Annotated in this window: 11 protein-coding genes; 9 read left to right on the top strand and 2 right to left on the bottom strand. The window is 56.5% G+C overall.

Going from position 1 to position 12,660, the window contains the following annotated elements; translation table 11 throughout:
- Positions 1-4: 4 nt before the first annotated feature.
- A complete protein-coding gene (locus BM323_RS06015) occupies positions 5-1,054 on the top strand; it encodes a carbohydrate kinase family protein (protein WP_008105477.1) in 1,050 nt (349 codons plus the stop codon).
- Here BM323_RS06015 and BM323_RS06010 read toward each other — a convergent pair.
- Positions 991-1,737: a response regulator gene (locus tag BM323_RS06010; protein ID WP_008105475.1), complete on the bottom strand. Its 747-nt coding sequence runs from the start codon at positions 1,735-1,737 to the stop codon at positions 991-993. The genes BM323_RS06015 and BM323_RS06010 overlap by 64 nt on opposite strands.
- A 387-nt stretch (positions 1,738-2,124) precedes the next feature.
- Here BM323_RS06010 and BM323_RS06005 point away from each other — a divergent pair, with 387 nt between their 5' ends.
- Both BM323_RS06005 and BM323_RS06000 read left to right on the top strand, forming a co-directional pair.
- Entirely contained in the window at positions 2,125-3,423 is a 1,299-nt protein-coding gene (locus BM323_RS06005; RefSeq protein WP_008105472.1) for an NCS2 family permease, read from the top strand.
- A gap of 3 nt (positions 3,424-3,426) precedes the next feature.
- Positions 3,427-4,200: a hypothetical protein gene (locus tag BM323_RS06000; RefSeq protein WP_238541717.1), complete on the top strand. Its 774-nt coding sequence runs from the start codon at positions 3,427-3,429 to the stop codon at positions 4,198-4,200.
- Between the two features lie 51 nt (positions 4,201-4,251).
- On the opposite strand, the gene BM323_RS05995 is transcribed toward BM323_RS06000, so the two are convergent.
- Positions 4,252-5,700 (bottom strand): AMP nucleosidase, encoded by a 1,449-nt coding sequence (locus BM323_RS05995; protein WP_008105468.1) that lies wholly within the window; start codon positions 5,698-5,700, stop codon positions 4,252-4,254.
- Positions 5,701-6,101: 401 nt separating this feature from the next.
- On the opposite strand from BM323_RS05995, the gene BM323_RS05990 reads away from it, so the two are divergent.
- The 6 genes from BM323_RS05990 (at position 6,102) to BM323_RS05965 (ending at position 12,648) form a co-directional block, all read left to right on the top strand.
- Complete coding sequence (locus BM323_RS05990; protein WP_008105464.1) at positions 6,102-7,217, top strand: branched-chain amino acid ABC transporter substrate-binding protein; 1,116 nt, start codon at positions 6,102-6,104, stop codon at positions 7,215-7,217.
- 82 nt (positions 7,218-7,299) lie between these two features.
- Positions 7,300-8,214 carry an ABC transporter permease subunit gene (locus BM323_RS05985; protein ID WP_008105462.1) on the top strand — a complete coding sequence of 305 codons (915 nt, stop codon included), beginning with the start codon at positions 7,300-7,302 and terminating at the stop codon, positions 8,212-8,214.
- Between the two features lie 10 nt (positions 8,215-8,224).
- On the top strand, positions 8,225-9,505 hold the full coding sequence (gene livM / locus BM323_RS05980; protein ID WP_008105460.1) for a high-affinity branched-chain amino acid ABC transporter permease LivM: 1,281 nt from the start codon (positions 8,225-8,227) through the stop codon (positions 9,503-9,505).
- Positions 9,498-10,373, top strand: coding sequence for an ABC transporter ATP-binding protein (locus tag BM323_RS05975; protein WP_008105458.1), 876 nt, complete (start codon positions 9,498-9,500; stop codon positions 10,371-10,373). The genes livM and BM323_RS05975 overlap by 8 nt, the downstream gene beginning before the upstream one ends.
- Entirely contained in the window at positions 10,366-11,115 is a 750-nt protein-coding gene (locus BM323_RS05970; protein ID WP_008105456.1) for an ABC transporter ATP-binding protein, read from the top strand. The genes BM323_RS05975 and BM323_RS05970 overlap by 8 nt, the downstream gene beginning before the upstream one ends.
- A 120-nt stretch (positions 11,116-11,235) precedes the next feature.
- Positions 11,236-12,648, top strand: coding sequence for an EmmdR/YeeO family multidrug/toxin efflux MATE transporter (locus BM323_RS05965; RefSeq protein ID WP_008105454.1), 1,413 nt, complete (start codon positions 11,236-11,238; stop codon positions 12,646-12,648).
- Positions 12,649-12,660 lie beyond the last annotated feature (12 nt).

Here is a 12,660-nt window from a genome sequence, read left to right as displayed (position 1 = left end):
CAGGATGGTGCGTAACGGAATCATCGGTGCCGGCAGCATGCTGGTAGATCACGTGCAGCGCATCAGCCACTGGCCGGAACAGGGCTGGCTGACGGAGATTCAGCACAGCGAGAAGTGCAGCGGCGGCGCGGCGCTCAACGTGCTGTTTACCCTGGCGCGCATGCAGCTGAATCTGCCGCTGGCGGGCGTTGGCATGGTGGGCGAGGACAGCGACGGCGACTACATCCTGCAACTGCTGGATGACCATCACATCGATCGCCAGTTTGTGCAGCGCACCTCAGGCATCAACACGGCGATGACGCAGGTGATGACCACGCCGGACGGCCAGCGCACCTTCTTCCATGCACGCGGTGCCAATGGCAAGCTTGATTTGGCGCATTTCGCCGACGTCTCCACTGCACATCGCATCTTCCATCTTGGTTATTTGCTGCTGCTGGATAGCCTCGATGTGCCGGATGAGGAATACGGCACGCGCAGCGCACGATTGCTGGCGCAGATGCAGCAACGCGGCTACCTCACCTCACTCGATTTGGTGTCGCGCGTGGGCGAATATCGCCCGCTGGTGGTGCCTGCGCTGCGCTGGCTCGACTATCTGGTGATTAACGAACTGGAGGCGCAATCGCTCACCGGCGTAAGTCTGCGTACGCCGCACGGGCTTGCCGCACCCGCAGCCTTTGCCGAGGCGGCGACCTGGCTAATGCAGCAAGGCGTACGTCAGCGGGTGGTGATTCACGCACCGGAAGGCGCGTGGGGCCAGCAAGCGGACGGCGAAGGGCGCTGGCAACCGGCGTGGTGTTTAGCGCCGGAAGAGATTGTGGGTAGCGTTGGCGCGGGCGATGCGTTTTGCGCCGGTGTACTTTATGCCAGCCACGAATGCTGGTCGCTGACGGAAACGCTGAAGCTGGCGCACACCTGCGCCTGTTTTAATTTGCATGCCGCTAACGCGCTGGACGGCACGCGGCCATTAGCCGAGATGCAGCGCTGGATGGATCAGGCGATTTGTGTTTCACGCGCCGAAGAGGCCGGACGCATCACGTCGGCGGAGAAAACATAGCCGAGACCGCGAATGGTGCGGATCAGGCTCGGTTGATGCGGATTGCTTTCGATTTTGCGTCGCAGCCGCATAATCAGTACATCAATGGTGCGATCAAATACCTCGAGGCTTTCGCTGTGCGTCAGTTCGAGCAGTTGATCGCGGGTTAATACTTTGCGCGCATGCGCCACCAGCGCACGCAGTAGCGTGTATTCACCTTGCGTCAGCGGCACGCTTTCGCGCTGCGGATTGAACAGCTGACAGCGCGCATCGTCCAGCCGCCAGCCGTTGAATTGCCAGCCTTCATCCGGCAACGCTTCCGGTTGCGCCAGGCGTCCGCAGCGACGCAGTGCAGCGCGCGCTCGTGCCACCACCACGCGCGGGTTGAACGGCTTGGCGATGTAATCATCCGCGCCCATCTCCAGTCCCACCACCATGTCCGCTTCCGAACCCATGCCGGTCAACATGATCACCAGCAGATCGGGACGCTGCCGCTGCATCTGTTGCAGCACCAGCAAGCCGTTGGTGTCTGGCAACATCATATCCAGCATCACCAGCGAAATTTCCGGGTGGAGCGCCAGCAGGGCCAGCGCATCTCTACCCTGATGGCAGCAATAAACGGTAAACACGTGTTCATTCAATACATCGTGCAGCAATTCGCACACTGCACGATCATCATCGACCACCAAAATCGCGGGCTTCATGGGTGCGCCTCTTTTGTTACGAAAGGGTTAAAAGCAGTGTAACCCGATGTTTTTTACCTGCTGATTCCGGCAACAGAAACGTGAGCGCCATCGCCTGGCAGAGTGTGGAAGCGTGCAGTGCCGCACTCTTTTTGCCAAACAATCGCAACGAAGGAAAACGATTGCGCAGCGCTGGTGCAATGCACCATAATCGCGCCTCATTCTGGTTCGGAATTATCCTAAGCGAAGCATTATTCGGAAACGTAATCGATTGCGTAGGGTGATGGCATAGCTATTGCTATGTGGACAGGGGAAGGTTAAACGCCTTGCGTCCAATACAACAATAAGTCTGTAAACCACATTGGCAAGGAGCGCGCGCATTCGTGCCGACTCCGCTCATGAGAGATGATGATGTTAGAAAAACTCTTCAAACTAAAAGCGCACAACACAACGGTTCGCACAGAAATTATTGCGGGGATCACCACCTTCCTGGCAATGGCTTACATCCTGTTTGTTAACCCGAGCATTCTCGGTGCAACCGGCATGGATAAAGGTGCGGTCTTCGTGGCGACCTGTCTGGCAGCGGCGATTGGCTGTGTGTTAATGGGCCTGATCGCTAACTATCCGATTGCACTCGCACCGGGCATGGGCCTCAACGCCTTCTTTACCTATACCGTGGTTCTGCATATGGGTTACACGTGGCAAGTCGCACTGGGCGCGGTGTTCTTGTCGGCGGTGATCTTCTTTGCCATGTCGCTTTTCAAGATTCGTGAGTGGATTATTAACAGCATTCCGCTGCCGCTGCGTGCCGGTATTGGTGCCGGTATCGGCCTGTTCCTGGCAATCATCGCGCTGGAAGGCGCGGGTATCGTGGTGGATAACCCAGCTACGCTGGTTGGCTTGGGCGACCTGACCAAACCGGGCCCGCTGCTGGCGCTGCTCGGCTTCTTCATCATTGTGGTGCTGGAAGCGCGTCGCGTTACCGGCGCGGTGCTGATCGGCATTTTGGTGGTGACTTTCATCTCCATGGGCATTGGCCTGACGCCATTTGGCGGCGTGTTCTCTGCTCCGCCTTCAATCGCGCCAACCTTTATGCAGCTGGATATCGCTGGGGCCTTTAACGTTGGCCTGGTCAGCGTAATCTTCGCCTTCCTGTTCGTGGACGTGTTCGATAACACGGGCACCTTGTTGGGTGTGACCAAGCGTGCTGGACTGGCGGATGAGCAAGGCAACGTGCCGAAAATGGGCCGTGCGTTGATCGCAGATAGCGCTGCCGCGCTGTTCGGTTCGCTGCTCGGTACGTCAACCACCACCAGCTATGTGGAATCTGCTGCGGGTGTCAGCGCCGGTGGCCGTACCGGTTTGACGGCAATTGTGGTGGCGATTCTGTTCCTGCTAAGCCTGTTCTTCTCGCCGCTGGCGGGCAGTGTACCGGTTTATGCCACCGCGCCAGCGCTGCTGTTTGTTGCGGTATTGATGGCATCTGGTCTGGCTGATATTGACTGGAAAGACATCACCACCGCCGCGCCGGTTACCGTGACTGCACTAACCATGCCGCTAACCTACTCAATCGCCAACGGTATTGCCTTCGGATTCATCACCTGGACAGTGGTGAAACTGCTGAGCGGCCGCACCAAAGAGGTCAACCCGGCGCTGATCATTCTGTCGATTCTGTTTGTCATCAAACTGGGCTGGCTGAGCGCGTAAATCTTGCTTAACGGAAGCCCGCTCGGGCTTCCGTGTCTGCTGTTGCATCCCTTCGTTTATTTTCTGCGTGTCACCTCGCAATCCTTTTTGATGCTCACTTTCCTTCAATCTCAAAACGGCCCAGGCTGGGCGTGTTGTTTAAACCTGCCCGCAAAAAATGTGCTGCGAATGGCGGGATCGTGGAATGTTAACGCTGCGCAAATCTGTTTCACTAACGGTGTGGTGGAAAGATTGAGCAACGCGATGGAAGAGGATTCGGTGATGGATTACCCCATTAGCAATACAACTCGTGTGTTCCCACCGCTTATTTTTGACGTTGGAAACAAAGGAGATCATCAAATGGAACAATTAACCAAACGGGTTGAACAGCTGGAAAAAACCACGCAGCAGATTCAGACAGATGTTGCGGTGCTCACGGCGCGTTCAGAACATTTTGCCACCAAAGCGGATATCGAAAAGGTCAGAGCCGAGCAGGGCGTAATGCGTGTGGAGATCATGGGCGAGCTGGGGGCGCTGGAACAACGTATCGATAAAAAGTTTGAGCGGATGGAAGAGAAGTTCGACCAAAAATTCGACAAAATCGATAAAAAGTTCGAAAAAATAGATGAAAAATTCGAGAGGATTGACGAGAAGTTTGAAAGAGTTGATCAACGATTCAATCAGTTGGAGGATAAAATATCTGCCTTCAATAACAGTATAACCTGGAAAATCATGATCCCGACCGGCCTTCTGGTGCTGGCGTGGTTTGTGCAGAATATCGTTTTGAAAATGTCATAACGCGTTTTACTGCAATGTTCCGGCCCTTTAAGGGCCGGAACGCCATCATCATTACCTGAACGGTGGCTCGTTAAAGGTTCTCAGCTTCCTTGAATGTAGCTTATCCCCTTCAGCTCGCAGCAGTTCTACCGCGCAGATGCCAATCTGCAGGTGCTCGGAGATTGCGCCTTCATAAAAGCGGTTTGCCTGGCCCGGTAGCTTGATCTCGCCATGCAGCGGTTTATCCGATACGCACAGCAAGGTGCCGTAGGGTACACGGAAGCGGTAACCCTGTGCGGCGATGGTGGCGCTCTCCATATCAACCGCAACGGCGCGGCTCAGGTTGAAGCGCAGCGCAGAAGCGGAGTAGCGCAGCTCCCAGTTACGGTCATCGGTGGTGACCACGGTGCCGGTGCGCAGGCGCTGTTTAACTTCTTCACCGGGCATGCCGCTCACCGCTTTGGTGGCGTCATACAGTGCGCGCTGCACTTCGGCGATGCTGGGGATTGGGATATCTGGCGGCAGTACGCTATCCAGTACGTGGTCGTCGCGCAGGTAGGCATGCGCCAGTACATAGTCGCCGATGGTCTGGCTTTCGCGCAGACCGCCGCAGTGGCCAATCATCAGCCAGGCGTGCGGACGAATCACCGCCAGATGGTCGCAGATGGTTTTGGCATTGGACGGGCCAACGCCGATGTTCACCAGCGTAATGCCGCGACGATTCGGTGATGTCAGGTGCCAGGCGGGCATTTGGTGCTTCTTCCACGCCAGATCGGACATCATCGCCGTGGGGTCTTGAGTATCGGCAGTGATCACCACTTCACCGGCGCAGGCCAGGCTGTCGTAAGGCGTGTTGGGATCCTGTACTTGCTCAATTGCCCAGCGCACGAACTCATCAACGTAGCGCGTGTAGTTGGTGAACAGCACAAACGGCTGAAAGTGCTCTACGCCGGTGCCGGTGTAGTGGCGCAGGCGAGCCAGTGAGAAATCGGTGCGCAGCGCGTCAAAGTGCGACAGCGGGAAAATCGCATTGGCGTGGAACAGGCCGTCGGCGGTTTCATCACCGATTTGCGACAGTTCGGTGGTCGGGAAATGGCGTGCGATGCTGGCGCTCATTGAGCGATCCAGTGATAAGCCGTCAATCACATAAGGATAAGGAATTTCCTGCTGGGATGGCGCGACCTCAATCAGCACGTCGTATTCTTTCTCCAGCATCTGCAGCTGCTCGCTGAGATAATGACGCAGTAGCGCCGGGCGCGTGATGGTGGTGCTGTAGCTGCCGGTATGGGTAAAACGTCCCCATGCGCGGGTACGATTTTTCTGCGGGCCTTCGCCAAGCCAGGTGATACGCAGCTGCGGATAGACAAACAGCCCTTGCTGACGAGCGGCTTCATCCGGCAACTGCCCGCTAGTGGTGAAATCGCGGATGGCGTTGCGCAGCGCGTCAACGGCTGCATCGTACAGGCGTTCTAATTCGTCCAGCGCTTGCTGGCTGCTCAATCCGTTCCGTTGTGTATTCATGGGTTCTCCTTCAGGAAACGTGGACCGTTTTCACCAGAGCATAGCGGATAAACCCAGCGCGACGATGAAGAATCTGTGATCGACCGCATTCTGCACCATCACGGTGCTGGTGCGTGGCGTAACCACAGCTATGTTTATGATCAGCAGGGATGTTACATCGCGTGTCTCCTGTTCTGGAGCGATGCCCGAGTAATAAATCGTCCACCTTCGCGGTATTGGCGAGCTTATTGCTTAGTTTTCAACCGTGGCCTTAATGAATCGATGTCTTTACTGAAAAGAGGTCGCCATGAATGGCGACCCTACGGGTTTGTGGGCCGCACGCTGTTTTGCCAAAGTTTCAGAAATTGATTTCTCCCATGCCGTGGTATGGCTCCGTTCCTGACCCGTTGAGGATTGAAAGCATGTCTTTGAAATTCATAAAACACCCAATGAAGGTGGCGATTGCAGGTTGTTTAAGCGTGGCTTTTTACGCTCAGGCAGATATTAAAATTGGTGTGGCCGGTCCGTTCTCTGGGCCTAATGCAACGTACGGCGCGCAATACTGGAAAGGCGCGAGTCAGGCTGCGGAGGATATCAACGCGGCGGGCGGCATCAACGGCGAGAAAATCGTACTGGTGCAGGGCGATGATGCTTGTGAACCGAAACAGGCGGTATCTGTCGCTAACCGACTGGTCGATCAAGACAAGGTGATGGCGGTAGTCGGCCACTTCTGCTCCTCATCCACCATGCCCGCCTCGGAAGTCTATGATGAGGCCGGCGTGCTGGCGATCACCCCCGGATCAACCAACCCGAAAATTACCGAACGCGGCATGAAAACCATGTTCCGCATGTGTGGTCGTGATGACCAGCAGGGCGCCATCGCCGCGGATTACATCATCGATAAGCTCAAAGCCAAGAACGTGGTCATTATTCATGACAAAGACACTTACGGCCAGGGTTTGGCGGATGCCACCAAAGCCTCGCTTGAAAAGCGTGGTGTGAAAGAAGTGCTGTATGAAGGGTTGTCGCGCGGTGAGAAAGATTTCAATGCGCTGGTAACTAAGATCGGCGCGCTGAAACCGGACGTGGTCTATTTCGGTGGCTGTCATCCGGAGGCCGGTCCGCTGGTGCGCCAGATGCGTGAGCAGGGCGTTAATGCCGCCTTCTTCTCTGGCGACTGCATCGTGACTGAAGAGATGGTAACGGCAGCAGGCGGCCCGCAATACACCAAAGGCGTCTACATGACCTTCGGCAACGATCCGCGCACCATCGCCGATGGCAAAGCGGTGATCGAGAAATTCCGTGCCAGCGGATTTGAGCCAGAAGGTTACACCTTGTATGCCTACGCCTCCGTGCAAACGCTGGCGGCTGCTTACAAAGCGGCAGGTAAAGACAACGCCAAGGCCAGCGACTGGCTGAAAGCCAACAGCGTTGATACCGTGATGGGCAAAAAAGCCTGGGACAGTAAAGGCGATCTCAAAGTGTCGGATTACGTCGTGTACCAATGGGACGACAAAGGCAAGTATCACCAGCTGTAATGTGCCACGCGGCCCCGCGCGCTGCGGGGCCATTCGCGATTGAGCGCGAGGTGTGCGCTCCCATTGAGTACGAGACGACATTATGGACGCCTTCTTCTTACAGCAGCTGATCAACGGTTTAACGCTGGGCGCAGTGTATGGCCTGATCGCCATCGGCTACACCATGGTTTACGGCATCATCGGCATGATCAACTTCGCCCACGGCGAGGTGTATATGATCTCCGCCTATCTGTGTGCCATTGGCTTATCGCTACTCAGCTTTTTCGGCATTCACTCCTTCCCGCTACTGATTTTCGGCACCTTAATCTTCACCATTATTGTCACTTCGGCTTACGGCTGGGCGATTGAGCGTATCGCTTATCGGCCGCTGCGTAACTCGACGCGCCTCGCACCGTTGATTTCGGCGATCGGCATGTCGCTGATTTTGCAGAACTACGTGCAGCTTAGTCAGGGGCCGAATCAACAGGGCATTCCCACGCTGCTCACCGGCGTGTTGCGCATGGAGTTTGATGGCGGCGTGGTGCAGATCACCTGGACCAAAATCTTCATCCTGATCGCCGCATTTTGCGGTATGGCGCTGCTGACCTGGATTATCCAGTACACCAAACTCGGGCGTATTTGCCGCGCGGTGCAGCAGGATCGGCGTATGGCTTCGATTCTCGGTATCAATACCGATCGCGTTATCTCGCTGGTGTTCGTGATTGGTGCGGCGATGGCCGGATTGGCTGGCGTGCTGGTGACCATGAATTACGGCACCTTTGATTTTTACGCCGGATTTATCATTGGCATCAAAGCCTTTACTGCGGCAGTGCTCGGCGGCATCGGTTCGCTACCGGGCGCGATGCTCGGAGGATTATTGCTGGGCGTAGCGGAGGCGCAGTTCGCCGGCATGGTGAATTCTGACTACAAAGATGTGTTCTCGTTTTCGCTGCTGGTGGTGATTTTGATCTTCCGCCCGCAAGGACTGCTGGGACGGCCGCTGGTCGCTAAAGTGTGAGGAAGCCCCGATGAATGCAATGACGCAAAGTCCTCTGCGCCAGGCGCTGCTCGACACGCTGCTGGCGGGATTGGTGGCGCTGGTGGTGTTTGGTCCGATTGTTGGCGTGGTGCTCGACGGTTACAGCTTCAAACTGTCGCCACAGCGCGTGGCGCTGCTGGTGGCGGTGGTGATGGCGGGGCGCTTGCTGTTTAGCGTGTTTCTGCACGCGCCTTTTGGTCAGCGCATCATGCGTAAGTTTGCCAGCAGCGATGACGGTGTTTATGTGCGCGAGCCCGGCTATCGTTCGCGTTTGCGCTGGATATTGCCGCTGCTGCTGATCGTGGCGCTGGCCTTTCCGTTCCTCTCCAGCAAATACCTACTGACGGTAGCGATTCTCGGCCTGATATATGTGCTGCTCGGGCTGGGTTTGAACATTGTGGTTGGCCTCGCTGGATTACTCGATCTCGGTTACGTCGCCTTTTATGCCATCGGTGCGTACGGCCTGGCGCTTGGCTATCAATATCTCGGATTGGGTTTCTGGAGCATGCTGCCGCTGGCGGCGCTACTGGCGGCTTTTGCCGGTGCGCTGCTTGGGTTCCCGGTACTGCGTATGCACGGTGATTATCTGGCGATTGTTACGCTCGGCTTTGGTGAAATTATTCGCCTGGTGCTGACCAATTGGGTGGCCTTTACTGGCGGTCCGAACGGGGTTTCCGTACCGTCGCCCACCTTCTTTGGCCTTGAGTTTGCCCGTCGCGCGCGCGATGGTGGCGTGCCGTATCACGAGTTTCTGCATGTCACTTACAACCCCAATATGAAGTTTATCTTTATCTATGTGGTGCTGGTTCTGGTGGTGTTACTGGTGCTGTGGATCAAGCATCGCCTGACGCGCATGCCGATTGGTCGTGCCTGGGAAGCGCTGCGTGAAGATGAGATTGCCTGCCGCGCAATGGGGCTCAATCATGTGCTGGTTAAGCTTTCGGCCTTTATGTTGGGCGCGTCAACGGCGGGGATTGCTGGGGTGTTTTTCGCCAGCTATCAGGGCTTCGTCAATCCTACCTCGTTCACCTTTTTTGAGTCGGCGCTGATTCTCGCTATCGTGGTGCTCGGCGGCATGGGATCGACGCTTGGCGTGGTGCTGGCGGCGTTTGTGTTGACGGTAGCGCCGGAACTGCTGCGCAGCTTTGCCGAATACCGCGTGCTGCTGTTCGGCATGTTGATGGTGCTGATGATGATCTGGCGGCCGCGCGGGCTGGTGCGCACCGCGCGCGTCGGCGTGCCGCTGCGAAAAGGAGTGCGCCATGAGTGATGCCATTCTGCAAGTAAACAACCTGATGATGCGCTTCGGCGGCATCAAAGCGCTGAATGATGTCAGCCTGGCGGTGGAGCGCGGTTCAGTGACCTCATTAATCGGTCCCAACGGCGCGGGTAAAACCACGGTGTTTAACTGTCTGACCGGCTTCTATCGCGCCACCGGCGGTCGCATTGTGCTCAACGCCAACCAGCGCAGCACCGATGTGATTCAGGTGCTGGGGCAGAAAATCCATGCGGGCGACTGGATCAATCCCACCCGGCTCGGCTCGCGGCTCTGGTACAAGATGTTTGGCGGCGCGCATCTGGTGAACCGCGCCGGGCTGGCGCGTACTTTCCAAAATATTCGGCTGTTCCGCGAGATGTCGGTGATTGAGAATCTGCTGGTGGCACAGCATATGCAGGTCAATCGTCAGCTGCTGGCGGGCGTGCTGAACACGCGTGGCTACCGTGAAGCAGAAAATCGTGCGCTGGATCGCGCTTTCTACTGGCTGGAAAACGTCGATTTAGTCGCCAGCGCCAACCGCCTGGCCGGTACGCTCTCTTACGGTCAGCAACGGCGGCTGGAGATCGCGCGCGCCATGTGTACGCGCCCGGAGCTGATTTGTCTGGATGAACCGGCGGCTGGGCTGAATCCGGTGGAAACTGAGGCGCTGAGCGAGATTCTGCATCGCCTGCGCGCCGATCATCGCATCAGCGTGTTGCTGATTGAACACGATATGCCGATGGTGATGCGCATTTCCGATCACATCGTGGTGCTCGATCATGGCGATGTGATTGCTCAGGGCACGCCGCAGCAGATTCGTCATGATCCCAAAGTGATTGCCGCCTATCTCGGCGCGGAAGAGGAGAGCGATCATGGCTGAACCGATGCTGGCTTTTGAGCAGGTCGATGTGTTTTACGGTCCTTTGCAGGCGCTAAAGCAGGTATCGCTGACGGTGAATCAGGGCGAAACCGTGGCGCTGATTGGCGCTAACGGTGCGGGAAAATCCACGCTGCTGATGTCGATCTTTGGTCAGCCGCGCATTGCCAGCGGCGAGATTCGTTTGCGCGGTGACGCAATCAGCCAGCGTTCCACGCACTTCATCGCCGCCAGCGGCATTGCCCAGGCACCGGAAGGGCGGCGCATCTTTCCTGATATGACGGTGGAAGAGAACCTGCTGATGGGCACCATTGCCATCGGCGAACGGTTTGTCAAAGAGGATAAAGAGCGTATGTATCAGCTGTTTCCGCGCCTGCTGGAGCGGCGCAAGCAGCGCGCTATGACGCTCTCCGGTGGTGAGCAGCAGATGCTGGCGATTGCCCGCGCGCTGATGAGTCGACCCAAGTTGTTGCTGCTCGACGAACCCAGCCTGGGCCTCGCGCCGATCGTGGTGAAGCAGATCTTTGGCATCCTGCGCGAGTTGACTCAGCAAGGCATGACGCTGTTTCTGGTGGAGCAGAATGCCCGCCATGCATTGCAGCTGGCGGATCGCGGTTATGTGATGGTGAACGGCGAGATTCGCCTGAGCGGTAGCGGTGCCGAGCTGCTCAACAATGATGAAGTGCGCAGCGCCTATTTGGGTGGCGCAGCCGATCCTGCGGTGGTGGCGACAAAAAGTTTGTAATAATGATTAAATGGTGATGGGAAACACTTTGCATAATTCTCAGTGGCCTATCATCATTATTACTCTTCTTCCTCTCCAAAGTGATTTGGTAATCCCTTGCAAAATCCTGGCGTAGCAGTGATGCGGGCGGTCAGAAACACGGCGTGGTATCCCAAGCGCCGCTCTTACCGTACGTTGTTCTGGCGAGAAATCACCCCATTAGCCGTGCCCATTTTTATCGAAAACCTTTGCGTGATGCTGATGGGCGTCCTCAGTACCTTCCTGGTGAGCTGGCTGGGTAAAGAAGCGATGGCGGGCGTTGGTCTGGCCGACAGCTTCAATATGGTGATCATCTCCTTCTTTGCCGCTATCGATCTTGGTACCACGGTGGTGGTGGCGTTCAGCCTGGCAAAACGCAACGGTAAACGTGCGCGAGCCGCCACGCGACAGTCGCTGGGATTGATGACCGCGCTGGCGTTTGTACTGGTGATCGCTATCGAGTTTTGGGGGCATCTGATCATTGATGTGATTGCCGGCAGCGCCGATCCCAAAGTGAAAGAGCTGGCGCTGAGCTATCTGCAAACCTCAGCGTGGAGCTATCCTGCGGCGGCGATTGCGCTGATTGGTAGCGGCGCGCTGCGTGGTGCGGGTAATACCAAAATCCCGATGCTGATCAACGGCGGCATGAACATTCTCAACATCGTGATCAGTAGCGTGCTGATTTACGGCTGCATGGGTTGGGAAGGGCTGGGCTTTGTCGGTGCCGGATTGGGCTTAACCATCTCACGCTATATCGGTGCGGCAGCGGCGATTTACGTGCTGTATCGCGGTATTACGCCCGCACTGAAAATCTCCATCGCCAGCTATTTCCGGCGCTGGGATCGCAATATTTTGATGGAAGTGTTGGGCATTGGCGTGCCCGCCAGTATTGAATCGGTGCTGTTTAATGGCGGCAAATTGCTGACGCAAATTTTTGTCGCTGGCATGGGCACCAATGAGATCGCCGGTAACTTTATCGCCTTCTCAATTGCTTCGCTGATTAACCTGCCGGGTAACGCGTTGGGATCGGCATCGACCATTATTACCGGGCGCAGGCTGGGGCTGAATCAGGTGATGCAGGCGGAACGGCAAATCAAACACGTATTCTGGCTGGCGATGATTGGATTATGTTCGCTGGCGTTGATTACCGTGCCGCTCGCCGGAACACTCGCGCAGTTTTACAGCCGCGATCCGGAAGTCATCTCAGTCACCAAGCATTTGATTTGGCTTAATGCCGCCTTTATGCCGATCTGGACCGCGTCATGGGTGCTGCCCGCCAGCCTGAAGGGCGCGCGCGATGCGCGTTACACCATGTATGTGTCGATGTTCAGTATGTGGGGCGCACGCGTGGTGGCCGGTTATTTCCTTGGGATTGTGCTGGGCATGGGCGTGATTGGCGTGTGGCTCGGTATGTTCCTCGACTGGACGGTACGCGGCGTATTCTTCTGGTGGCGACTCAACAGCGGCAAATGGCTGAACAATTATCGCAAGATGATGGCGAAGAGTCGGGGATAACGCATTGGCCTG

The organism is Pantoea sp. YR525 (genome assembly GCF_900116775.1).
In the GTDB taxonomy this organism is placed as follows: Bacteria; Pseudomonadota; Gammaproteobacteria; order Enterobacterales; family Enterobacteriaceae; genus Pantoea; species Pantoea symbiotica.
This window is presented reverse-complemented; position numbering and strand designations above follow the sequence as displayed.